The 23,727-nt window shown below is 59.4% G+C and carries 17 protein-coding genes; 5 read left to right on the forward strand and 12 right to left on the reverse strand.

Features of this window, described 5'->3' with window-relative positions; all coding sequences use genetic code 11:
- Positions 1-47: 47 nt before the first annotated feature.
- From C8K63_RS00635 to C8K63_RS00645, 3 genes are read left to right on the forward strand one after another with little or no spacing between them, the layout of a single operon-like run.
- Positions 48-2,240, forward strand: a complete 2,193-nt coding sequence (locus tag C8K63_RS00635; protein WP_108214932.1) for an FUSC family protein — start codon at positions 48-50, stop codon at positions 2,238-2,240.
- On the forward strand, positions 2,230-2,430 hold the full coding sequence (locus tag C8K63_RS00640; RefSeq protein ID WP_108214933.1) for a DUF1656 domain-containing protein: 201 nt from the start codon (positions 2,230-2,232) through the stop codon (positions 2,428-2,430). The genes C8K63_RS00635 and C8K63_RS00640 overlap by 11 nt, the downstream gene beginning before the upstream one ends.
- A 39-nt stretch (positions 2,431-2,469) precedes the next feature.
- On the forward strand, positions 2,470-3,333 hold the full coding sequence (locus tag C8K63_RS00645) for an HlyD family secretion protein (protein WP_108214934.1): 864 nt from the start codon (positions 2,470-2,472) through the stop codon (positions 3,331-3,333).
- A gap of 122 nt (positions 3,334-3,455) precedes the next feature.
- Here the strand turns inward: C8K63_RS00645 and C8K63_RS00650 are convergent, their stop codons facing one another.
- The 3 genes from C8K63_RS00650 to C8K63_RS00660 form a co-directional block, all read right to left on the reverse strand.
- Positions 3,456-3,845 (reverse strand): DUF4440 domain-containing protein, encoded by a 390-nt coding sequence (locus tag C8K63_RS00650; protein ID WP_108214935.1) that lies wholly within the window; start codon positions 3,843-3,845, stop codon positions 3,456-3,458.
- A gap of 132 nt (positions 3,846-3,977) precedes the next feature.
- On the reverse strand, positions 3,978-4,802 hold the full coding sequence (locus C8K63_RS00655) for an SDR family oxidoreductase (RefSeq protein ID WP_108214936.1): 825 nt from the start codon (positions 4,800-4,802) through the stop codon (positions 3,978-3,980).
- A gap of 34 nt (positions 4,803-4,836) precedes the next feature.
- Entirely contained in the window at positions 4,837-5,301 is a 465-nt protein-coding gene (locus tag C8K63_RS00660) for a multidrug transporter (protein ID WP_108214937.1), read from the reverse strand.
- Positions 5,302-5,473: 172 nt separating this feature from the next.
- Here C8K63_RS00660 and C8K63_RS00665 point away from each other — a divergent pair, with 172 nt between their 5' ends.
- Both C8K63_RS00665 and C8K63_RS00670 read left to right on the forward strand, forming a co-directional pair.
- Positions 5,474-8,251 carry an RHS repeat domain-containing protein gene (locus tag C8K63_RS00665; protein WP_256594873.1) on the forward strand — a complete coding sequence of 926 codons (2,778 nt, stop codon included), beginning with the start codon at positions 5,474-5,476 and terminating at the stop codon, positions 8,249-8,251.
- 180 nt (positions 8,252-8,431) lie between these two features.
- The gene (locus C8K63_RS00670; RefSeq protein ID WP_256594874.1) at positions 8,432-11,143 is read left to right on the forward strand and encodes an RHS repeat domain-containing protein; all 2,712 of its coding nucleotides are present in this window, start codon (positions 8,432-8,434) and stop codon (positions 11,141-11,143) included.
- A 95-nt stretch (positions 11,144-11,238) separates the two neighbouring features.
- On the opposite strand, the gene C8K63_RS00675 is transcribed toward C8K63_RS00670, so the two are convergent.
- The 9 genes from C8K63_RS00675 to algK all read right to left on the reverse strand — a co-directional run bounded on the left by C8K63_RS00675 (position 11,239) and on the right by algK (position 23,725).
- A complete protein-coding gene (locus C8K63_RS00675) occupies positions 11,239-12,690 on the reverse strand; it encodes a mannose-1-phosphate guanylyltransferase/mannose-6-phosphate isomerase (RefSeq protein ID WP_108214939.1) in 1,452 nt (483 codons plus the stop codon).
- Between the two features lie 212 nt (positions 12,691-12,902).
- A complete protein-coding gene (locus tag C8K63_RS00680) occupies positions 12,903-13,559 on the reverse strand; it encodes an alginate O-acetyltransferase AlgF (RefSeq protein WP_108214940.1) in 657 nt (218 codons plus the stop codon).
- Positions 13,560-13,573: 14 nt separating this feature from the next.
- Positions 13,574-14,749: an alginate O-acetyltransferase gene (locus C8K63_RS00685; protein WP_108214941.1), complete on the reverse strand. Its 1,176-nt coding sequence runs from the start codon at positions 14,747-14,749 to the stop codon at positions 13,574-13,576.
- An 11-nt stretch (positions 14,750-14,760) separates the two neighbouring features.
- On the reverse strand, positions 14,761-16,326 hold the full coding sequence (locus tag C8K63_RS00690) for an MBOAT family protein (protein ID WP_108214942.1): 1,566 nt from the start codon (positions 16,324-16,326) through the stop codon (positions 14,761-14,763).
- Between the two features lie 204 nt (positions 16,327-16,530).
- Positions 16,531-17,655, reverse strand: coding sequence for a mannuronate-specific alginate lyase (locus C8K63_RS00700; protein WP_108214943.1), 1,125 nt, complete (start codon positions 17,653-17,655; stop codon positions 16,531-16,533).
- 8 nt (positions 17,656-17,663) lie between these two features.
- Complete coding sequence (locus tag C8K63_RS00705; RefSeq protein ID WP_108214944.1) at positions 17,664-19,115, reverse strand: alginate O-acetyltransferase; 1,452 nt, start codon at positions 19,113-19,115, stop codon at positions 17,664-17,666.
- A gap of 10 nt (positions 19,116-19,125) precedes the next feature.
- Positions 19,126-20,712 (reverse strand): mannuronan 5-epimerase AlgG, encoded by a 1,587-nt coding sequence (gene algG / locus C8K63_RS00710; RefSeq protein WP_108214945.1) that lies wholly within the window; start codon positions 20,710-20,712, stop codon positions 19,126-19,128.
- A gap of 26 nt (positions 20,713-20,738) precedes the next feature.
- Positions 20,739-22,220, reverse strand: a complete 1,482-nt coding sequence (locus tag C8K63_RS00715; RefSeq protein WP_108214946.1) for an alginate export family protein — start codon at positions 22,218-22,220, stop codon at positions 20,739-20,741.
- Positions 22,217-23,725, reverse strand: coding sequence for an alginate biosynthesis TPR repeat lipoprotein AlgK (gene algK, locus C8K63_RS00720; RefSeq protein WP_108214947.1), 1,509 nt, complete (start codon positions 23,723-23,725; stop codon positions 22,217-22,219). Before algK ends, C8K63_RS00715 begins: the two co-directional genes overlap by 4 nt.
- Positions 23,726-23,727: the final 2 nt, after the last annotated feature.

The following is a 23,727-nucleotide window of genomic DNA, read 5'->3' on the forward strand; positions in this document are numbered from 1 at the left end:
CTCCTACAAGGTGCCGGTTTTCATCGAATTTCACTGAGCAGGATTTAATGACTCCCTTGCCCGCACCCTTGCGCTGGCTGTACTCCCTGGAATGGCGCCGGGGGTTCTTCGACTGGGCACGCAGCGACGGCGTGACCTGGGTTTACATCTTCAAGGTGCTGTTCGCGGCATTCCTGGCGCTGTGGCTGGCCATGCGCCTGGAACTGCCGCAACCGCGCACGGCGATGATCACCGTGTTCATCGTCATGCAGCCGCAAAGCGGCCAGGTGTTCGCCAAGAGTTTCTATCGTTTTCTCGGCACCCTGGCCGGGTCGGCGGTGATGGTCGCGCTGATCGCCCTGTTTGCGCAGAACACTGAACTGTTCCTCGGCTCGCTGGCGATCTGGGTCGGTATCTGCACGGCCGGTGCCGCCCGCTGCCGCAACTTCCGCGCCTACGGTTTCGTACTCGCCGGATACACCGCCGCGATGGTCGGCTTGCCCGCGTTGGCCCATCCGGAGGGTGCGTTCATGGCGGCGGTCTGGCGGGTGCTGGAAATCTCATTGGGCATTCTCTGTTCGACATTGATCAGCGCTGCAATCCTGCCGCAAACCGCCAGCGCCGCCATGCGCAATGCCCTGTATCAGCGCTTCGGCGTGTTCGCCCTGTTCGTCACCGACGGCTTGCGTGGCCGCAGTCAGCGCGAGGCGTTCGAGGCCGGCAACGTGCGTTTCATTGCCGAGGCAGTCGGACTGGAAGGGTTGCGCAGCGTCACCGTGTTCGAAGACCCGCACATGCGTCGGCGCAATGGACGACTCAGTCGCCTGAACAGTGAGTTCATGGGCATCACCACGCGCTTCAATGCCCTGCATCAGTTGCTCGAACGCTTGCGCAACAACAATACGGACCATGCCGTGGCGGCGATAAAACCGGGCTTGCAAGACCTCGCCGAACTGCTCGACGGCTTCAGTGGTCGTGCCCTGACCAGCGCCGATGCGGCGCGTCTGGTTTCGGCGCTGAGCGCATACAGGGCAGGGTTGCCGGCGCGGGTACGCAGCCTGCGGGCGATCTTTCAGGAGAGCGAACCGAGCGACGACGAACTGCTGGACTTCCACACCGCGTACGAGCTGCTCTATCGCTTCGTCGACGACCTGCACAGTTATGCACAGACCCACGCCTCCCTGGCCGATCACACTCACGAACGGGAGCGCTGGGACGAGCCGTTCACCCCGCAAACCAACTGGATGGCCGCGGCGGCATCGGGGATTCGCGCGGCGTTCATCCTGGTGGTTTTGGGCAGCTACTGGGTGGCAACCGCCTGGCAGAGCGGCGCGACCATGACCCTGATCGCCGCTGCAACCGTGGGCTTGTCCGCCGCCACCCCGAACCCGAAACGCATGGCCTTTCAGATGGCGTGCGGGACGTTGCTCGGGGCGCTGATCGGCTTCGTCGAGATGTTTTTCATTTTTCCGTGGATCGACGGATTTGCGTTGCTGTGCGTGATGCTCGCACCGGTGATCGTACTGGGCTCGTTCCTGACTTCGCGGCCGCAATACGTCGGCGTCGGCCTGGGCTTGCTGATCTTCTTCAGCACCGGTTCGGTGCCGGACAACCTCACGGTCTACAACCCCTACACCTTCATCAACGACTACATCGCCATGGTAATGGGCATGCTGGTGTGCGCAGCGGCCGGGGCGATCATTCTGCCGCCCAACAGCCGCTGGCTTTGGCGTCGGCTGGAGCAGGATTTGCGCGGTCAGGTGGTGTACGCCATCAGTGGCAAGCTCAAGGGTTTGGCGTCGAGTTTCGAAAGCCGCACCCGCGATCTGGTGCATCAGGCCTACGGCTTCGCGGCGGGGCAACCGCAAGTGCAGCGGGACTTGCTGCGCTGGATGTTCGTGGTGCTGGAAGTCGGTCACGCGATCATCGAGTTGCGCAAGGAGCAGGCGATTCTGCCGGTGCATCCGGCCTATGCCGAATCCCGGCCGTGGCGCCAGGCGATCCGGGTGATGGGGCGTGCGTTGGTGCGGCTGTTCCTGCAACCGAACAGCAGCAACCTCGAGCGCGCGTTGGTCGCCGTCGATCACGCGATCAGTCGTGTGCAGTCCACTGACGAACCCTTCGCCCCGCACTTCGATACCTCGGCGTTGCGCCGGGTGAAGAGCTATCTGCACTTCATCCGCACCTCATTACTCGATCCGCAATCACCGCTCGCCGCCTTCTCAAGCAGCCAGCGACAAGGACTTGAACATGCCTCGTGAAATCGCCTTCCATGGCGTGTACATGCCAACCATGACCCTGATGTTTTTCATCGCGGCGGCGATTGCCTGGGCGCTGGACCGGTTCCTGTCCGGGTTCGACCTGTACCGTTTTTTCTGGCACCCGGCGTTACTGCGCCTGAGTCTGTTTACCTGTTTGTTCGGCGCGTTGGCGCTGACTGTCTACCGTTGACTCTCTATCACTGACTCTCTATCTCTGAAGAATGCCCCGATGAAAAAGTTTTTCAGCCTGCTCGCGACCCTGTTGGTGCTGGCCCTCGCGCTGTGGGTCGGCCACTCCTTGTGGGAGCACTACATGAACACGCCATGGACCCGCGACGGCCGCGTGCGCGCCGATATCATCAATGTCGCCGCCGACGTCACCGGTGAAGTGGTAGACGTGCCGGTGCGTGACAACCAACTGGTGAAGAAGGGCGATTTGCTGATGCAGATCGACCCCGAACACTACCGCCTTGCAGTCAAGCAGGCGCAAAGCCTGGTGGCATCGCGCAAGGCGACCTGGGAGATGCGCAAGGTCAACGCCCACCGTCGAGCCGATATGGACAATCTGGTGATCTCCCGGGAAAACCGTGACGATGCCAGTAATCTCGCCGACTCGGCCCTGGCCGATTACCAGCAGGCTCAGGCGCAACTGGAAGCCGCCGAACTCAATCTCAAACGCACTGAAGTGCGCGCTGCAGTGGACGGCTACGTCACCAACCTCAACGTGCATCGCGGCGACTACGCACGCATCGGTGAGGCAAAAATGGCTGTGGTCGACATGAACTCGTTCTGGGTCTACGGCTTCTTCGAAGAAACCAAGCTGCCCCATGTGCACGTGGGTGATAAGGCCGACATGCAACTGATGAGCGGCGAAGTGCTCAAGGGCCATGTGGAAAGCATCTCGCGCGGTATCTACGACCGCGACAACCCGGAGAGCCGCGAGTTGATCGCCGACGTCAATCCGACCTTCAACTGGGTGCGCCTGGCGCAACGGGTGCCGGTGCGCATTCACATCGATGAAGTGCCGGAGGGTGTGGTGTTGGCAGCGGGGATTACGTGTACGGTGGTGGTGAAGCAAGGTGATGGTGCTTAACCCTTGTAGGAGCGAGCTCGCTCGCGAAAAACCGGAGAGCGACGCAGGCTTACCCGAATGTCCGCGTTATCGTTGACGTCCATCGCGAGCGAGCTCGCTCCTACAGTTGATCGCCCTCGGTTTCAGCAGAAAGTTTCCTGCAAATGCCGCCAAAGAATCCTGTCATCTACCTTCTCGAACACCACCGTGGAGCGACGATCCGAGTGCAGTCCGGTCGCATCGGTTTGTTGTTCGCGGTAACTCACGGTCGCGCCGCCGTCGTACAACGCAATACCACGCAACTCACTGAGCTCGATGCGGAACCCGAGTTTCTTGCCGCCCGCCAACGTGAACAATTCGTTCAGCGCGTCAAAATCCAGCACCCGACCGAGCGGCGAGACCATGGAGAACTGTGGCGAAAAACGGGCCAGCAGCTTTTCGAGCTCGGACGCGTCCCGCTCTTCGGCCAGCCATTGTTCGATGGTCACGTGGGCCTGGATCACTTCGTCGAAGTATTCGGTGTAGTCGGTCATGTTGTTTCCTGAAATTCTGTGGTGTCTGTTCTGACGCCTTCGCGAGCAGGCTCACTCCTACAGGGAAACGCATTTCAATGTAGGAGTGAGCCTGCTCGCGATGGGTCGGGGTCGCGCTCGACCGAATCGGTCTCAGAGCTGCCCACGCAACCCGAACCGCTTCATCAGCCCGGATTCGAGCAACCCCTTGGGCAACAGACTTGCCATCAGCGGCAACGCACGACTGCCATTGCCGAGGCGAATCAGTCGCGGTGGCTTGTCCTGTTGCACAGCCTTGAGCAACCCGACAGCGAATTCACTGGCCGGCGTCGGTTTGTCCTGGGAAGCCCTGGCCCGGGCGCGAATGCCTTCACGCAGCGGGAACCATGGCGATTGCTCACTGATCAGTTGCTCGGCTTCTTGCCCGGCATTCTTGGCGAAACTGGAAGCGATGGCCCCCGGCTGGACTTCCATCACCCGCACGCCGAACGGCGCCAGTTCCATGCGCAAGGCATCGCTCAAGGCATGCACGGCGGCTTTCGACGCGCAGTAGGCGCCGGCGAATGGCGTGACCAGCACACCCGAAACGCTGCCGATATTCACGACCAATCCTTTGCTCCGGCGTAGCACAGGAAACATCGCGCGGGTGACGCCGACGACAGCGAACACATTGGTTTCGAACTGGCGTTGCATGGCCGGTACGCCGCCATCGAGCAGTGGTCCCATGGCGCCATAACCCGCGTTGTTGATCAGCACGTCGAGACCACCGCGCTCCTGGTTGATGCGGTCGCTCAACTGCTCAAGGGCAACACCGTCGTTTACGTCAAGTTGCACGGCGGTAAATCCGGCAGCGCTCAGCATGGCGACATCTTCGGCCTTGCGCGCACTGGCCCAGACTTCATAGCCGGCGCCCTTGAACGCATCGGCAAGGGCACGGCCGATGCCGCTGGAGCAACCGGTAATCAACGCAACGGGCATGGCGCATTCCTTGTGCAAAAAAAATGGGGAAGGATCAGTCGGAAAAACTACCCTGCAATCGCTCGGCGCGAAACTCCAGGGTTTCCGGACGGTAGCCAGGGCGCAGTGGCGGCAGCGGCAAACAGTCTTCCCAGTTGCCACCGGCCTGCAATTCGCCGGGGCCACGATAGCGTGGGGCGGTGTATTGGTTGTCGGCCAGGTTCACCGTATCGCCCGGTGCATAAGCCGCGACTCGCCAGCGCAGCTCGGTTAGCGGCACGTCATTGCCGTTGTTCAGGGTCAATTGCAGTGGCCGATCGGCGGGACATTGCTGCGGGGCGTAGCTGATGCGCAACTCCAGGCGTTGCAGCTGCTTGAGTTCGCGGTGGTCCATCCAGATGACCCAGGTGGCGACGATGCCCAGCCCCGCGGCGGCAGCCATGGAAACGGGCAAGGCCTTGGCCGGGTAGCGCAGCAACAGGATTAGCCAGGTGATGACCAGAAGGACGCCGATGAACATGACGTAAATCTCGGGAATAGAGAGGCTCATCCTACCTAAGCGCAGGTGGAGTTGGCGATGGGCGGGACGAGGTCATGGCTTTTAGGCCGTCCGTCTGATCTGTAATTTCTGACAGTAGGCAGGTGTCTGAGCGGCGGGTTTAGTTGAGGCCAGTGCTTCAGGAGCGGCTACTGTGCCAGCGACCCTTTCAATCCACCGCCACACGCCGACTTTGATCGCGATTGATCCTAGGGGGCTGGCGGTGCGCGCGGTGGGTTACTGGCGTGACATCGACGACGTGCCCCCTCAGGCACGGGTCAACCGCACGGTTCATGATGGGGCGGGGCGAGCGATTACGCAGTGGGACCCGCGGCTGTTTCTGGATGCTTCGGCACCGGCCAATCTGCAAACGAATTATGCCCTGTCCGGCGCGGCATTGAGTACGGACAGCGTCGATGCCGGGTGGCGTGTGGCGCTGTTGGGTGAGGCGGGGCAAGCGGTTCACTCCTGGGATGGCCGGGGTTCGCAGCGCTGGCTGCGATACGACGCTCAGATGCGCCCGGAATCGGTGTTCGAACAGGCGATGGACGGCGAAGCGCTTTGCGCGGAGCGTTTGAGTTACGGCGCGAGCGGACCGACTTTTGCCGAGCGCAACCAGTGCGGCCAATTGATTCGCCATGATGACCCGGCGGGCACGCAGCAGTTTACCGAGTTCGGCTTGCACGGCACGGTACTGGAGCAGACGCGGCATTTTCTGCAAGCGTTGTCGCTGCCTGATTGGCCGGAGCCGGTAGCGGAGCGTGAGTTGCTGCTGGAACCGGGCGAGAGTGCCATCACCCATTCGCACTTCAACGCAATGGGCGAGGTCTCCCATCAAACCGATGCGAAAGGCCACCGCCAGTTATTCAGTCAGACCCTCGACGGCCAGTTGCGCGCGGTTCGTCTGCAACTCAACGGCGCATCCACTCCGAAAACGCTGGTCAGCGCCATCGCCTACAATGCCCCTGGCCAGACCGAACGGGAAGTCGTCGGCAACGGCGTGATCACCACGCAGGAATACGACGCGCAGAATGGGCGCCTGATCCGCCTCCAGGCGCTACGTGGCAACGAAGCCTTGCAAGACCTGCGCTACACCTACGACCCGGTGGGCAATGTGCTGAGCATCGAGGATGCCGCGCAGCCGATTCGCTACTTCGCCAACCAGCGTATCGAACCGGTCAATCGTTATGGGTACGACAGTCTCTCGCAACTGATCGAAGCCACGGGCTGGGAGGCGGGCGGCGCCAATAAAGGCCCACAGTTTTCGGCTTTCGATGACCCCGCGCCCCGCGCGAACTACCGCCAGACCTATCACTACGATACGGGCAGCAATCTGCTGGAGCTAACCCACGAAGGTCCGCAAAGTCATGGCCATCGACTGGTCGCGGCGGCGCACAGCAACCGTTGCCTGCCGGTGCTGGAAGGGATAGAACCCGGTGAGGACGACTTCCGCCATGGCTTCGACCGCAACGGTAACCTGCTCAACCTGCAACTGGGGCAGGCCTTGGCATGGGATCTGCGCAACCAGTTGAGTGAAGTACGGCCAGTGGAGCGCGACTCGGGTCTCAATGACCGCGAACGCTACGTCTACGGCGCCGACGGCATGCGCCTGCGCAAAGTCCGCGAAACGCTCACCCATGCCCGGACACTGATCGCTGAAACCCGTTATTTGCCGAACCTGGAACTGCGCAATTATAACGGCACGGGCGAAGTGTTGCAGGTGATCAGCGTGCAGACCGGGCGCAGCACTGTGCGGGTGTTGCATTGGGAATCGGCGCCACCGAAGGACAGCGCCAATGATCAATACCGCTACCAACTGAACGATCACTTGGGTTCCCGCACCCTGGAACTCGATGATGACGGTGAAGTGATCAGCCAGGAGCGTTATCACCCGTATGGCACCACCGCGTGGTTTGGCGGCCGCGGGGAGGCAGAAGCGAGTTACAGAACAGTGCGTTATTCAGGGAAGGAGCAGGATGCTACGGGGCTTTATTACTATGGGTTCAGATACTACATGGCGGCCTGGCAGCGGTGGTTGAATCCAGATCCTGCCGGTGAAGTTGATGGTATTAATCTGTATGTAATGGTGACTAATAATCCAGTTAATAGGATAGATATTGATGGTTTGAAACCTTTTTTGTTTGGGGTTAAAAATGAGGTTGAAAACGCACGAAAAGAATCAATAAATTATGCCGAAGCAGCAGTTGAGGTTCTAAGGAATGGTGGCTCTGTTGCGATTCAGAATGTGATGATTAAATATTTCAATGATGCCAGTCCTCAGCGTATTGCTCGGTGGTCTGCTGATTTATTAAAAGTCATAGATGTTGCGAAAAGTACTAAAATACATCGTAATCTGGAATTGATTGGTGATGATTATGAAGGCGGAATGTATAAGAAGGCCGTCGCAATGGTTGATGGAAAAGAGTATTCAGAGTTCAAAATTTACACTGATAGCGTTGGCCGCACGCTAAGAAATTTCGCTGATAATAAAAAAGAGCTCGCCGAACAATTAAAAGAAAAGAAAACGCAGTATAAGGCTGAGCGAAATAAAAAGTTTTTGCGGGTGAATGAGAAAAACTGGAAAGTTGTAAAGGATCTCAGGGGGGTAGTTGATCTGGTGTTAACGATGATTCACGAGTTTTCACATGTGGCTTTAGGTACTGAAGACTATGTGTACAAGAAGATTTTGGAAGGAAAGAACCACGCGCCTCTCTTTGATTTGGCTGTCGGGCGCCCCAGTGCGGATAGTCGGTTGCCGGCGCTTAATGATTTAATTACCAGCGCTGGTGGAAGCTTGAATTTTAGCGATGTCGCGTATGCTAATGCCGACTCTTTCGCGGCGGCTACTGTGGCTTTAATCGAGGAGTCTGGGGGAGTGAAATCTATAAGGTCTGGTAAGTCTAATTTAATAGCGCCGAAAATTTATAAGTAGATGGATATAAGTTGAAATGCGCACTCAATAATCTCCAGTAGAACTTTCCGCGGGTGCACAGATGACAAGAATGTGTATTTGACGAACTGATGACCATCTGTCTGGCCTGTAATTTCTGACAGTAGCCAGGCACTTGCTCGACAGGCTTAGATGAGGGGGAGTGATTCCGGAGCGGCTACCGTGCCAGCAACCCTTGCAATCCATCGCCACACCCCGAGCCTGACGGCAAGTGACCCTCGGGGGTTGCCGGTCCGCGCTGTGGGTTACTGGCGTGACATCGACGGCGTACCCCCTCAGGCACGGGTCAACCGCACAGTTCATGATGGGGCGGGGCGAGCGATTGCACAGTGGGACCCGCGGCTGTTTCTGGATGCTTCGGCACCGGCCAATCTGCAAACGAATTATGCCCTGTCCGGCGCGGTGTTAAGTACGGACAGCGTCGATGCCGGGTGGCATGTGGTGCTGTTGGGTGAGGCGCAGCAACCGCTCCATCACTGGGATGGTCGGGGTTCGCAGCGCTGGCTGCAATACGACACTCAGCTGCGCCCAGAGTCGGTGTTCGAACAGGCGATGGACGGCGAAGCGCTTTGCGCGGAGCGCTTGAGTTACGGCGTGAGCGGACCGACTTTTGCCGAGCACAACCAATGCGGCCAATTGATTCGCCATGATGATCCGGTGGGCACGCAGCGGTTTACCGAGTTCGGCTTGCACGCCGCGGTACTGGAGCAGACGAGGCATTTTCTGCAAGCGTTGTCGCTGCCAGACTGGCCCGAGTTGATAGCGGATCGCGAGTTGCTGCTGGAACCGGGCGAGGGTGCTCTCACCCATTTGCACTTCAATGCATTGGGCGAGGTCTCCCGTCAAACCGATGCCAAAGACAACCGGCAGTTCTTCAGCCAGACCATTGGCGGGCAGTTACTTGAGGTTCGCTTGCAACTGGCGAACGACACCACGCCGAAGACCCTGGTCAGTGCCATTCAGTACAACGCCCACGGCCAGATCGAGAAAGAAGTCGCTGGCAATGGTGTGGTCACCGCCCTCGAATACACAGCCGAGGATGGGCATTTGAAACGCCTGGCATCCCGTCTTGGCCAGCGTGATTCGTTGCAGGATTTGTGCTATGCCTACGACCCGGTGGGCAACGTGCTGAGCATCGAGGATGCCGCGCTTCCGATCCGCTACTTCGCCAATCGGCGTATCGAGTCGATCAACCGTTACCGTTACGACAGCCTTTACCAGTTGATCGAAGCCACCGGCTGGGAGGCTGGTGCTGTGAGTCAAAGGCCCTCTTCATCCACCACTGATCCTGCTGCGGTGGGCACTTACCGTCAGACCTACCGCTACGATGCCGGCAACAACCTGCTCGAACTGACCCATATCGGTCCGCAAAATCCGGGCCACCGGTTGGTCGCCGCTGCCCACAGCAACCGCTACCTGCCGGTGCGCGATGGCATAGAGCCGGACGAAGAGGATTTCCGAAGCGGCTTCGACGCCAACGGCAACCTGTTGAAGTTACAGGCGGGGCAAACGCTGATCTGGGATGTGCGTAATCAGTTGTGTGAAGTGCGACCGGTAGAACGCGACTCAGGTCTTGATGACTGCGAACTTTATTTCTATGGCGCCGATAGCATGCGCGTGCGCAAAGTGCGCTCGCTGCAAACCAACGCCCAAACCAATGTGATCGAAACCCGTTACCTACCAGGTCTGGAAATCCGCACCCATAGCGGTACGGGCGAGCATCTGCAAGTCATCGTGGTCCCGACCGGGCGCGGCAGTGTGCGGGTATTGCATTGGGAAACAGCGCCACCGACGGACATTACCAACAACCAGCAGCGCTACAGCCTGACGGATCATCTGGGCTCCAGCATGCTGGAACTGGATCAGGATGCCAACGTCATCACCCAGGAGCGGTATTACCCGTTTGGCGGTACGGCGTGGTCGAACGGGGCGGCGGTGCAGGTCAGTTACAAGACGGCGCGTTATTCGGGGAAAGAGCAGGATGCGACTGGGCTTTATTACTACGGGTTCAGGTATTACGTGCCGTGGTTACAGCGGTGGTGTAATTCTGATCCTGCGGGAACTGTCGATGGATTGAATTTGTTTAGAATGGTGGAAAATAATCCGGTGACTTATGATGATGTTGATGGGCGGATGCTCAGGCGCCAGTCAGGTAATGATTCCGCCGACGAACGGCCATATTTAAATAATCCTCTATCATTAACAACGGAAAACACGCTTCCATCAACGGTAGAGCCACTCATTGCGGAGTCGCTTCATTCACAGGTATCTGTGAGTGAACTTGAGAGTGCCGGAGCACTAGTCAAGCCTCTTGCAGATGCAATGGGGCAGCTGCAACTGGCGAACGGGGCGAATAGCGGAAGCTCCATTTCTGTTTTGGCAGATATTGGGGGTCGTGATCCGATAGCGGGAGGTGGTGAAGGAGCGATTTACGAGAGTCGCGATGCACGATATGTTTACAAGAAATTCTATCGCTTCAATAATCTTACCGAAGTTCCTGGGTCTGTCCAGTATGAACGGGATATGTTTAACGCTTATTACGGTGCTGGATCTGCAAAGGCAGTTATTGAAGAGCGTCAGGTTTATCTTCGAATGATAAAATTAGATGGTATGCCCCTCGATAATATTCCAAAAGGCTCTTTGCCGATTAAAGCCGAAAATGCGTTGCTGGATGCATTTAAAAAAATGGAAAAAAATGATCAATATCACCAGGATCCGCAAGATCACAACTTTCTTTATTCTGAAAGAGATAATAAGGTCTATCCCGTGGATATGGAGGCACATCCATATGAGATCGCTCAATATACAATCAACTCATACATTAGAAAGAAAGACGAGACGCTTAAAAAGTTCAACCTACTGATAAAACGTTAATTTTTTTGATCTGAGAAAACAAGAAGCCCTCGCTCCAACCCACTGCGGATAGAAACCGCAGCAGGCTGGACGGGGGCATCTGTATTACAGATCAATCACTGCGCGATGGTTTTCACCGCCACGCCACGCTCAATCGGGTTGGACCGACCATAGATATCCTCAAACCGCTCGATATCGTCTTCGCCCAGGTAGCTGCCCGATTGCACTTCGATAATCTCGAGTGGAATCTTCCCCGGGTTACGCAGGCGATGCACCGAAGCGATCGGAATATAGGTCGACTGGTTCTCGGTCAGCAGGAACACGTTCTCGTCACAGGTCACCTCGGCGGTGCCGCTGACGACGATCCAGTGTTCGGCGCGGTGGTGGTGCATCTGCAGCGACAGGCACGCGCCCGGTTTGACCGAGATGTGCTTGACCTGGAAGCGCCCGCCCATGTCCACCGAGTCGTAGGAGCCCCACGGACGGTAGACCTCGCAGTGGTTCTGGGTTTCGCTGCGGCCCTGTTCGTTGAGGGTGTTGACCATCTGTTTCACGCCTTGGACCTTGTCCTTGTGGGCGATCATCATGGCGTCCTTGGTTTCCACCACGACGATGTTTTCCAGGCCGATCACCGACACCAGTTTGCCGTTGCCGTGGATCATGCAGTTTTTGCTGTCCTGGATCACCACGTCGCCTTTGGTGACGTTGCCGTTGGCGTCTTTTTTATTGACTTCCCACAGCGACGACCAGCAGCCGACATCGCTCCAGCCAGCGGTCAGCGGCACGACGCAGGCGCGTTGGGTTTTTTCCATCACCGAGTAGTCGATGGAGTTGTCCGGGCAGCAGGCGAAGGTAGCTTCGTCGAAAGTGATGGTGTCGGCATCCTGCTGGCTGCGTTCCAGGGTCAGCAGGCAGGTGTCGTAGATGTCCGGATCGTGCTTTTTCAGCTCTTCGAGGAAACGGCTGGCGCGGAACAGGAACATGCCGCTGTTCCAGAAGTAACCGCCGGACTGGACGAACTCGGTGGCGCGCTTCACGTCGGGTTTTTCGACGAAGTGCGAGACGCGGCTGACGCCTTCAGGCAGCAGCGAGTCGTTGGTCGACTTGATGTAGCCATAACCGGTTTCCGGTTTGGTGGCCGGTACGCCGAACAGCACCATTTCACCGTTTTCGGCGGCGACGGTGGCCAGGGCCAGGGCGCGTTGCAAGGCTTTCTGGTCTTCCAGCACGTGGTCGGCCGGCAATACCAGCATCAGCTCGTCGCGACCTTCACTGACCAGCATCATCGCGGTCAGGGCCACGGCCGGCGCAGTGTTGCGACCGAACGGTTCCATCAGGATGCGCTGGGATTCCAGCTTGCGGGCGGCCAGCTGCTCGTTGACGATGAAACGGTGGTCCTTGTTGCAGACCACGATTGGCGAATCCATGCCTTCGAACACCAGGCGTTCCAGGGTTTGCTGGAACAGGGTGTGTTCGCCGGTCAGGGCCAGGAACTGCTTAGGGAATTGTTTGCGGGAAAGCGGCCAAAGACGTGAGCCACTACCACCTGACAAGATCACCGGAATCATGTTGTTACTCCTTGAATATCGATTGGTTAGAGCCACGAAAGTTCTGTCGTTTCACTCTTGTTTTTGTTCCGTGTCCGGCTGGCCTTTGTAGGAGCGAGCTTGCTCGCGATGGAGGCTAACGATGATGTTGGGCACCAGAAGCAACGCGGTGCCCTTGAGTTCATCGCGAGCAAGCTCGCTCCTACAGGGTCTTGGTCAGCCTGAAAAATGTATTAGCGCGTCGACACCGGGCGTTTGACCCAGACCGGCGACAGGCTGCTGCCGCTGCCGGTGACGTACAGCACCGCGGCTTCACCGCGTTCCAGGGCGACCGGTTTCACGTCGCCGACTTTGGTGGTGCCGTCATACAGCGCCAGGCTGACCTTCACCGGGTTGATTTCACGCTCGCCACGGCCTTTGGCTGCCACGTTCGGGACCACGTCGGTCTTGCCATCGGCGGTCTTCAGGGTCAGCGCCTTGTCGCTGAGGTTTTGCATGCGTACCAGGGACTTCTGCTTGTTCTTGAACGGCGGTTCCTCGATCAGTTGTGGTGCGCCGCTGGCGTTGTTGACCAGGGTGTAATAGTGGTCGCCGGCCAGTTTCACCGGCAGGGTCTGGCTACCGACCTTGGCGCTGTAGTCGCCGCCCGGCATGAAGCTGAAGTCACTGCTCGACAGCGGCGCGACGTCGCTCAGGTTGGTGCTGCCGACGGTGGCGCTGACTTCGGCGTTGCTGGCGTTGTAGATACGCACGAAGGTCGAGCCTTTCGGTGCGGTCGGGCCGTACAGGGCAGCGTCGCCACCGGCGAAAGCCTGTACCGACAGCACACTGAGGCCGGCAACCAGGGCAAAGCGTTTGGCGAGACGACGCGGAGTTGTAGTGAAAGTCATGGTGTACCTCTCTTTCAGTTTTGCGCCCGGTCGGGCGTCTCGGATTTGTTGGTGATGGCTACGTTTTGTTGGCGCGCGCCGGCTTGTTTAAGCTCTGCGACCCACTGCGGGTCGGCGTCGCCGATTTCGTTGTTCACAGGCAGATATCGTTCAGGGAACTCCCAGATCAGCACCTGTGGCGGGCTGTTCTTGAAGGCATCGCTTTTCAAGTAGCTGAGCATCGGCAGAATCGGGCCGTGGCCGTCTTCGGCGTAATTGACCACGTCGCTGTGCAGCGCCTGCTTGAGCGCACCGACGAAGTTCCAGTTGGGGTTGGCGCTGTAGCTGGTGCCGATCAGGGCTACCGGCACTTCGGTGTTGGCGAACAGCGCGTCGTCGCCAGCGGGCTGATCTTCAGCCGCGACCGTATTGCGCTTCTGCAAGGGTTCTTCCTTGGGCATCAGGTTTTCGAACAGCGGGTCCAGTGGCAGGAACAGACGCAGGTCACCCTTGTGGGTGATGGTCTCCGCCGGTTCAGTAACGAAACGCTGCGGCTCGCCGCTCAGCGGGTACTTGTCGGCAATGGTCTTGGCCAGACGGTTGGCAGCGATCTCGGCACCTTGCGGCGTCCAGTGGGTGTCGGTGCGCAGGAACACTTGCTGGCCATCCTGTTTGGCCTGTTGCAGCGGGCCGAGCAGGTCAGGGGCTGGAATCCGGTCGGCGGCCAGGCGTTGGTGGAAATCCTTGTAGAGGTTGGCGTGGATGCTCGCCGGCTTCACCTCACCGAGGTGTTCCGGGTACAGGCGCACTTTGGCCGGCACCACCGCCATTACCAGTTGCACGCCTTTCTCTTTCAGGGTCTGGCGCACGCCTTCGACCAGCGCGTAGTTGCCTTGCAGGTTCAACTCTTCGTTGACCACCGGGTGGAATTCTTCATCGCTGTACAACCACTGGTCGCGACCGAGCACCACGCCCGGACGACCTTCGTTGAACAGCTTGAAATCCAGCGCGGCCCAGAGGTTGGTGCCCAGGCGCTTGATCGGGAACTCGTCGTCGTAGTGGGTTTCCACGGCCTTGGTCCAGCGACCGTTGAGCACCGTCGCATCGGCGTTGGTGCTGAAGCCGAAGAAGCTGCGCACCGACCACAGACCGAGCACCAGCAGGGTCACCAGGAACAGCGCGATGTAGAAGATGCGTAATGAGCGGGTCATGGTCAGATCCCTCAGAACTGGAAGTAAAGGAACGGCGAGAAGCTTTGCGCCGAGAGTTTGAGAATCGAGGCGATGAACAGCAGCAGCACCAGCGCACGCATCACGTAGCGCGACCAGTCAGCGGTCCAGTAGGCCGGTTGCACCTGGGCTTCGACGCCGACGGTGTAGCCAGGCTGGTGGATGTTTGCCGGGTTATCCCCAGGCACGGCCTTGATCGTTCCCGGTGTCGCAGCGGCCGGGCCGTCGGCGTCGACGTTCACTGCAGGCTTGGTCTTGGCCGGTGGCTGATTGGTGTAGAAGTCGCGCAGGCCGAAGAACGCCAGGGTCACGTAAGCCACGATCAGCGTTGCCACTTGCAGGCCGGTGAGGCTGGCCTGGTTGAGTTCCGACAGCGACCAGTCGCCGAAGCTGAACATCGCGCCGTACATGCGCCCGGCGACGTGCAGGTTTTCTGCGCGGAAGATCACCCAGCCCATCACCACCAACAGGAAGGTCATCACCCAGCGGATCGGATTGAAGCTGCGTGGAGAAGTATTCAGGCCGATGGCTTTTTCAATCGCCAGCCACATGCCGTGCCACGCACCCCAGACGATGTAGGTGATGTTCGCGCCGTGCCACAGACCGCCGAGCAGCATGGTCAGGAACAGATTGCGATAGGTCATCAGCGTGCCTTTGCGGTTACCGCCGAGGGTGATGTACAGGTAGTCACGCAGCCAGGTCGACAGGCTGATGTGCCAGCGCCGCCAGAACTCGGTGATCGACTGGCTGACGTAAGGCTGCTTGAAGTTTTCCATGAAGCGAAAACCCATCATCAGGCCCAGGCCGATGGCCATGTCGCTGTAACCGGAGAAGTCGAAATACAGCTGCGCGGTGTACGCCAGCGCGCCGAGCCAGGCATCGCCCGTGGTCGGGTTTTGCAGGGCGAAACAGTGGTCGGCCACCACCGCCAGGGTATCGGCGATGAAGACTTTCTTGATGAAACCCTGCATGAACCGCGTGCAGCCCTCGGAGAACTTGTCGAGGGTGTGGGTGCGGTTGTTGAACTGGTCGGCCAGGTCACGGAAACGCAACACGGGGCCGGCGATCAAGTGCGGGAAGATCGCCACGAACGCCGCGAAGTCGATCAGGTTGCGGGTCGCCGGGGTATCGCCACGGTAGACGTCGATGATGTAGCTGATGGACTCGAAGACGTAGAACGAGATCCCGATCGGCAGCAGCACGTGGGTCAGGATGAACGGCGAAAGACCCACCGACGTCATCATCGCGTTGATGCTGTCGACGCCGAAGTTGGCGTACTTGAAGTAGCCGAGGATGCACAGGTCGACGGCCACGCCGAGCAGCAGCCAGCGCTGTGCCGGTTTGGTCCTGACCCCGGCGGCACCGACTTTCAGGCCGATCCAGTAGTTCCACAGCGTGACGCCGGCGAACAGCGCGAGGAAGTCCACACGCCACCAGGCGTAGAACACGTAACTGGCAATCAGCAGCAGCAGATTGCGATAGCGTTGCCCGCTCAGGTAGTACAAGCCGAGGAAGATCGGCAAGAACAAAAACAGGAACACGTTGGATGAAAAAACCATCCCGGTCTCTCCTTGTTTGAACCAACAGTCAAGGGCCAGTGGCCCCCCCAAACCCCCCACAAAAATCCGGGGGGATTACACAAATCTAAAACCCGACACCGCCCTTGGAGGAGCTGCCGAAGGCTGCGATCTTTTGATCTTGATCTTTAAAAGCAGGATCAAAAGATCGCAGCCTTCGGCAGCTCCTACAGGGGGGTGTTTGTCCTAAGAACCCTTGCTGCCCTTTTCATTGGCCGGGTCGTAGACCTTGGTCAGGTCACCGCCTAGGCGGAAGTTCTTGAACGGTTGCATCTTGTGCTTCTTCTCCAGTACGTCCGGCGTACAGGTGTAGAGCGAGCAGAACGGTTCGAGCCAGGCGAATTTCATGCCCTCTTTCAGGTCGGTCATGTCCTGTTCCTTGCCGTTCTTTTCCTCGAACTCATCCGGGTCTTTCACCCCGGACAGCACCCGATCACCCAGGCGTTTGAGTGCGCCATTGTTTTCCTGGCGCAAGTCCACGCCGTTGACCTGGGCGAAACTGGCGATCATCGTCAGCGGCGGCAGGGCGTAGTTGTGGTAGGCCAGCGCCCGTTGCTGGCGCTTGAGTTCGTTGGGCAGATAGCCGTCGGCATCGATCTGATTGGCGCCGACCTTGTATTCCTTCACCGCCCAGTCGAACAGGTCGCGACGGTTGGTGGCGACGGAAGTGGCCATCACCGACCAGGCAGCCCAGTACGAGTGGTTGTTGGTCTGGTCAAGCGGCAGGTTGTCCCAGTCGCTGACCACCTGGTCGGCCATCTTGCTGAACCAGGCTTCGATCAACTGCGCTTCCTGCTGATGGGTGGCCAGCGGGTGGGAGTCGGAAAACTTCAGGCGGATATACGCCGAAGCCATGCTGCCCAATGCCCATTTGCGCATCGACTTGCCGGTGTGGTTGAAGTCCCTGGACATCAATGCATCGGCCTGGGCCCAGGTCGTCAGCCAGCTCAACGTGCATTCCAGTTGTTCCGGGCGACCGTCACGCATGAACTGCATCACGCGCTTGCTGGTGCCGCGCTCGATCTTGGTGATGTCGGCGGTGCTCTCGCGAAAGGCTTTTTCCGACTGCACATTCAGGGTCGCGCGGGCCTTGTCCGAACCTTCGTACTTGCTGCGAAATTGCAACGAGCCGGTGTACGGCGTCGGCATTGCATCGCAGCCTTCGCTCTTGTCGCCCGTCTTGAATTTATCCACAGGCGCAAAATAGCCCTGGGGTGGACGCAGTGGCGCAGCCGCTTGTGTGGCTCCGGCGAACATCGCCAGGCTCAAAAGCGTCGGTGCCAACAGTGTTGAAAATTTCGGATTGCGCATGGCAGACCTCATTGCCCGACCGAAGCAGTACGCTGCTCGGCGCCCGGGAACACGTTGCGTTTGCAAATTTTCGCTTCGACTTTCTGTGGCGCGGCACCGGCTTGTTCCGGGCCCTGGACTTCGACGGCCAGCAGGTTCTGCGAGGCCCAGTCTTCGTCCGTGCGCAACTCGAAGGCGAAACGCCCGTCAGTCTCGGAGGTTTCCGGTTTGTCGATCTTGATGTCCTCGTGGCGACCGTTCATGTACCAGAGGGTGGCTTGCAGGGTTTTCACCGAAGTGTCGGCGAAGCGGATGTCGACCTGGTGGCTACCGTTGCGCAGGTCCATGTTCTTGCTGTTGACCATCAACTCGTTTTTGCCCGGCTTGAGCGTGGCGCTGCCGGACATCTGTGCATCCTTGCCTTCGCAACCGTTGTCCAGCAGCGCCATCATCTGGCGGTAGATGGTTTCCTGGTCGAGGCGGTACAGCGGCGAGAATTCCCAGATGAGAATCTTCGGCGGGTTCTTCTGGAACTCGTCGCTGCCCAGGTACTGCAGCATCGAACCTTCCAGGCCACCGCCGGGGAACGCCACGTTGAGGATGTCAGCGCCGATGGCTTCTTCGAGGAATCCGGCGAAGTTGTAGTTCTTGCCGCTATGGGACGTGCCCACGAGGGTGATCTGCGGGTTACCGGAGTCGCCGAACAGATCGCCATCGCCCGCTTCGCCCTTTGGCTCTGTGGTGAACTGATCCATGTACTGGATCGCGTAGCTGGTGCCGCAGAGTTGACCGGCCATGTTGTGCAATGTTCCGGTCTTGCCCATGCGACCTGACTTTTTGGTCTCGAATTCGCGCTTGGGAATGTCGGCGAATTCAGGCAATTGCTTGACCTTCTCGGCGACGATTTTCGCTGTGCGCTGGGCACCGTACGGGGTCCAGTGCTGGTCGCCACGGAAGTAGAAGTCGTGGGCGGGCAGGGTGTCGGGCAATGACTCGTTGGTCAGCGGCGACAGGTCCGGAACGACGTAGCCCATCTGCGCGAAACGACCGAGCATGGACTTGTAGTTTCTCAGTGCCTTGTCGAAGTCGTAGCTGGCTTTCTCCGCCGGGTTGAGCTTGTTGCGGTTCACCAGGCCACGGGTCGGCTGGTACACGACAACCAGTTCCACGCCTTTGCTCTTGAACGCATCGTGCAGTTGTTTCATGCGTTTGTAGCCGGCGGGTGTGGTGTCGAATTCGGTGCGCAAGTCTTCTTGCGTACGGAACAACCAGTCACCCTGGGCCTGTACCAGCGTGGTGAAGTTCTGCTGGTAACGGGTGGTGTAGTTTTTCGGATCGTGAGCAGCCGGGCACAGGCTGCAGCACGGTTCGGCAGAGAATTTTGGTGGGGCAACTTCATCGGCACGCGCGCCACCGCTGGCCGCGAGAATGCCGGCGGTCAGGGCCGACAGGCTGAGTAATTTGATCAGGTGTGGGTGCATAAGATTATCCTCAGTCCCGCATTTCGGTCTGGCGTTCGACGGGGTCGATCAGCACGGCTTTCTGCTGGCGCACCAGCAGGTCGAGAATTTCATCCTGGCGCTCGCCAAGGATGCCGGTGAAGCTGATGCCGCTGGATTTGGTCGGCGCGAGCATCGACACGCGATACAGCTCGACACTCAGTGGCGAGTCGATGGACAGCGGGCCACTGCCGTTGGCCGCCAGCTCACCGCCGACCACGATCAGCGACACCTGGGCGTCGAACGGGTCGAGCTTGATGTCACGGTCGGTGTTGCTCAGGTCCTTGATGTGCCCGTAGACGCCGGTCAGGCCGTTGGCCATGGCGACGTTTTCGTAGAGGCGAATGTTCACGCTGTTACGAATGCGGATGCCGTGGCGCTTGTTGCTCAACACGCGGTTGCCCCACAGCAGGTTGTCAGCACTCTCGTAGAGGGTGATGCCGTCGGTGTGGTTCTGGTAGATCTCGTTGTGGGCAATCAGGTTGTTGACGCTGTTACGGTCGATCACCAGCCCCGAGAGGTGGTTGTCGTAGCTGCGGTTGTTGAAGATGAAGCTGTCGTTGACCTCACGGGAAATAATGATCCCGTGCTTCTTCTTCGTTCCATACACCGTGTTGTCGGCAATGATCAGGCCGTGGGAACGGTCGTGCGGGTCGATGCCGTAGACGATGTTGTCTTTGTAGGTGTTGCCCTTGACCACGAAGTCGCGGGTTTCATAGCAGTAGAAGCCGTACCACATGTCCGAGAATTCGGAGCCGACGATCCAGCCGGTCGGCTCAGGGCGCTTGAGCACCTTGGCCATGTTTGGCGTGTACTGGGAAATACTCACGCCATAGGACTTACTGTTGGCGTAGCCGAAGCTGGCGATCTTGCTGTTGGCGATGTAGGTCTCGGTACCGCCCCAGGCCAGCAGGAACGGACGGAATTCCTTGGGCGAAGTGAACGTCGCCGGGCCGTTGTCTTTCTCGCGCCAGCCAGTGATTTTGGTATCGCGAACGAACAGCTGGCCGTCGTTGACCAGGAACGTACCGGCCTCCTGGGACAGGCGCAGTTCCTGGGTCTGCTTGTCGATTTCCAGGATGCCGTGGCGACCGACCACGATCGGCAACCGGGAGAGGAACACACCCGGCGAGGTTTCGCTGAAGTACTGCTTGGGCAGCTTCTTCGCTAGGTCCTTGAGGTTCATGTAGCCGTCGTCGACGAAGATCGCCTGGGGGATGCCGTGCTGACGCACCACCCACTCGGCCATCTTGTTGTCACCACCGATGAAGTCCTTCAGGGCGTCTTCCTGCATCATCCGGCGCACACTGATCTTGCCGGCCTTGCTGCGCACGATTTTCGCGGCGATAGCCTCAGCGGTGTAGCCGGAAACGTCCGGCAGTTTCGGCTTGGCCAGTTCCAGCGGCGCGGTCGGTGCGCTGCTGACGGTGTAGGTCTTGGCCTGTTGCAGTCCCTTGGCGACGGTGGCCGGCTTGCCTTGTTGAGGCACCGCCGGCTCCACATTGGCGAAGGCAGCCGCGCTGGCCAGCAGCATTGCGCCGGCCAGCAAGGTCAAGGAACCTTTCTTGGCACTGTTCATGTCGGGCACTCCCTTCGCGGTTCGCATCAGAAGCGCCAGATCACATCGACGAACGCACGGTGCATGTACGAATCGACTTCCTTGCCGTACGCATCGCCCGGCTTGAACACGCCGCCACGGAAGCGCACCAGGGCCGAAGGCTCATCGATCGCCTGACTCATCGACGCGGGCAACAAGCCTTGCTTGAAGTACTTGGTGACCACCAGGTCCATTTCCTGACCGAGGTCTTTCTCGCCATCGTTCAGCGGCAGCGAAGTGCTGGAGAGGATCGCGCCGGTGACGTCGTCGGTGTTGTTCTGGACGGCGTTGATGCCATTGCTGCCGACCGGCTTGTTGCCGTCGACGCGCCAGAACTTGTGGTAGATCAGGCTGGCGTCGTATTCGTCGTTGAGCATCCACGAACCGAACAGGGTGGCGCTCTGCATGTTGTTCATTTCGCCACGGAAGGCCTCGCCGAAACGGTGTACCCGCGAGCGGGTGCCGGTGTAGTTCGAGCGGTTGCTTTCCAGGCCGTTCTGTTCGTACTCGGCGCTGGCGCGGGCGTAGGCGGCACCGACTTGCCATTGCGGATCGAGGCGCAAACGCACGCCGAGATCGGTAGCCCAGCCATTGAGGTTTTCACCGCGCTTGGCTTCAGCCGGCGGCGTGCCATCGGCGTTCAGCGGGTTGACCTTGTCGATGTCGCCGCTCATACCGGTGATGCTGCCCCAGTAATTGACCGTGTTGGTATTGCGCCAGTTGTAGGCGTCGCTGTCGGCGGTGAGGCCGAGCCAGCTGATGTCGCCGTTCTGTTTTTTGTCCAGCGAATCCGTCGGCACACCCGGCTCCGGGAAGTCGAGCTTGCCGTTGTCGTGGGTGTGATGACCGCGAATGCCGACCCAGTTGCCCGGGGTCCACTGGTACGCGGCATCGGCGTAGGCGTGCAGGCGATCCTTGTCTTGCGGCGACAGCTCCTTGAGGTCGGTGCGGTACTCGCTGAAGCGTTCGGCGATACCGACGTTGGCGCGTAGCAAGGTGGTGTCGAAGGTCCAGTTCAGGGCTTCGATGTTGGTGTCGCGCCATTGACCGTCGTCGTTGCGCAGGCGCTGGCGACCGAGTTTCAGGATCTCGCCGGGGTAGGGCGTGAAGCCGCTGTAGCCGACCCAGAATTCGCGCATGGCCAGGTAGTTTTTCTTGGTCTCGCGATCACCGTTGTCGGTGTTCTCGGCGCCATCGGATTGTTGCAGGGTGTCGGTCTCGATGATGTCGGTGGACGTCACCGCCTGACCCATGGCGTAGGCGCTCCACGCGCCGCTTTCACCATAGACCCACGGACGCAGGTCCAGGCCGACACCATTGACATCGCCGCCGGGAGCGGTGCCGAGGTCGCGGTCGTCTTCGGACTGGCCGGTGATTTTCACGTCCAGGCCGAAGTTCTTGGTTTCAGTCATCGCAGCGAGCGTCGGGCAAGACCAGATCAGCGCGAATGTCAGGCCGATGCCGGCCTTCATGAATGGATTCAACTTCATTGGGATTCCTCGCTGACTTCTTCTTGCAGGGTGTGCAGTTCCGGCGTGTTCGGGCTCAGGGCACCGCGCACGGCCTGTTCTTGTTTCAACAGGCGCTGGGCTTCGGCCAACCGGTCGGGCGGCAATTGCGTTTGGATTGTTTGCGCAAGCTCGGTGGCTTGCGGGGTGTTCTGGGCCAGGGCCAATTGGCTGAAGACGTAGGCGTTCAGCGGATCAGGCTTGGTGCCCTTGCCTTGGGAAAACAGTTGGGCGATGGCGAAGTCGGCGCTGTTCTGGCCGTTGCGCGCAGCGGTCAACAGATGGTCGAGGGCCTTCTGCGGATAGACCTTGCCCAGGTAGCCACGGCGATAGATCTGGCCGAGGTAGTAATCGGCAGCGACTTCGCGGCCGACGGCTTTCTGGAAATGCTCTTCGGCGACCTTGGCGTCGGCCGGCACCAGTTTGCCTTCGAAGTAGAGCTTGCCCAGCAACAGTTCGGCGCGGGGCTGGTCGGCGGCGCGGCCGTTGTCCAGGTACTTCATCATCTGGTCGACGTCGCCCAGTTCCGGGAAGTCGTAGAGCAGTTGCGCGAGGCTGACCCACGACGCCGGGTAGCCCGGTGCGATCGGTTCGAGCAGCGACTGTGCGGTTTTCTCGTCGGTCTTGCCCAGGGACGCATCGGCGAGCACGCGGGCGACGCTGTCGACGCGCTGCGCCGAAACGGTGCCTTGGGCGTGCGCCGCTTGCATCTGCTTGATCAGCTCGGCCTGTTGCTCTGGCTTGGCCTGTTTCTGATAGACCGTGGCCAGCTCGACGTAGCAGATGTCGCTGGTGTTGAGTGCGGCCTTGCAGATTTTTTCCACGTCATCCAGATGCTGGTCGTAGGTGCCCTGGGTGCGATAGAGCAGCACCTGCGCCAGACCGGCTTCCGGTTTGTTCTCGGCACGCCATTGGCTGATCTGCTGTTGCGCATTCACGTTGGGGAAGCTGTGCGGGTATTGCAGGTACAGCATCGCCAGCGGGATCAGCGTGTTGCCTTCGCCTGCGGCGGCGGCTTTTTTCAGCAGGGTTTCAGCTTCGTGTTGTTCCGCTTCGGTGGAACCGGGCTTGGCCACCAGCAGTCGGCCGAGGCGAGCCTGGGCGCGCGGCGAAACGCTGGCCGCGGCGCGGTAAGTCGCCTCGGCCTGTTTCATCTGCGCCGGGTCACGGCTGTCGACCTGGATATCGGCCAGGCCGACCTGCGCTTCGCTGTAGCCCAGGTCGGCCAGCTGCCGGTAGTTCTGCGCGGCGGTGGCGGTATCGCCACGTTTGAGCGCTTCGTTGGCCAGGCGCTGGTCGGGCAGGCCGGCGCAACCGGCCAGGCTCACCGCCAATGCCACTGCACACAGTGTTCCCATGTAGGAGTGAGCCTGCTCGCGATGCAGGCAACTCGGTACATCAGACAGACCGCGCTGATCCCATCGCGAGCAGGCTCGCTCCCACAGGGATGGCGGTGTGTTCGAGATTTTTGTGATAGTCACAGGCATGT

Source organism: Pseudomonas sp. GV085 (genome assembly GCF_003050925.1).
Taxonomy (GTDB): domain Bacteria; phylum Pseudomonadota; class Gammaproteobacteria; order Pseudomonadales; family Pseudomonadaceae; genus Aquipseudomonas.

Bases quoted from the DNA above. Each gene is read 5' to 3' on its own strand.
- C8K63_RS00640 (WP_108214933.1), top strand. From the start codon at position 2,230: ATGCCTCGTGAAATCGCCTTCCATGGCGTGTACATGCCAACCATGACC.
- C8K63_RS00655 (WP_108214936.1), bottom strand. From the start codon at position 4,802: ATGCCCGTTGCGTTGATTACCGGTTGCTCCAGCGGCATCGGCCGTGCC.
- C8K63_RS00635 (WP_108214932.1), top strand. From the start codon at position 48: ATGACTCCCTTGCCCGCACCCTTGCGCTGGCTGTACTCCCTGGAATGG.
- C8K63_RS00675 (WP_108214939.1), bottom strand. From the start codon at position 12,690: ATGATTCCGGTGATCTTGTCAGGTGGTAGTGGCTCACGTCTTTGGCCG.
- C8K63_RS00690 (WP_108214942.1), bottom strand. From the start codon at position 16,326: ATGGTTTTTTCATCCAACGTGTTCCTGTTTTTGTTCTTGCCGATCTTC.
- C8K63_RS00715 (WP_108214946.1), bottom strand. From the start codon at position 22,220: ATGAAGTTGAATCCATTCATGAAGGCCGGCATCGGCCTGACATTCGCG.
- C8K63_RS00650 (WP_108214935.1), bottom strand. From the start codon at position 3,845: ATGACCGACTACACCGAATACTTCGACGAAGTGATCCAGGCCCACGTG.
- C8K63_RS00680 (WP_108214940.1), bottom strand. From the start codon at position 13,559: ATGACTTTCACTACAACTCCGCGTCGTCTCGCCAAACGCTTTGCCCTG.
- C8K63_RS00700 (WP_108214943.1), bottom strand. From the start codon at position 17,655: ATGCGCAATCCGAAATTTTCAACACTGTTGGCACCGACGCTTTTGAGC.
- algG (WP_108214945.1), bottom strand. From the start codon at position 20,712: ATGAACAGTGCCAAGAAAGGTTCCTTGACCTTGCTGGCCGGCGCAATG.
- C8K63_RS00660 (WP_108214937.1), bottom strand. From the start codon at position 5,301: ATGTTCATCGGCGTCCTTCTGGTCATCACCTGGCTAATCCTGTTGCTG.
- C8K63_RS00645 (WP_108214934.1), top strand. From the start codon at position 2,470: ATGAAAAAGTTTTTCAGCCTGCTCGCGACCCTGTTGGTGCTGGCCCTC.
- C8K63_RS00705 (WP_108214944.1), bottom strand. From the start codon at position 19,115: ATGCACCCACACCTGATCAAATTACTCAGCCTGTCGGCCCTGACCGCC.
- C8K63_RS00685 (WP_108214941.1), bottom strand. From the start codon at position 14,749: ATGACCCGCTCATTACGCATCTTCTACATCGCGCTGTTCCTGGTGACC.
- algK (WP_108214947.1), bottom strand. From the start codon at position 23,725: ATGCCTGTGACTATCACAAAAATCTCGAACACACCGCCATCCCTGTGG.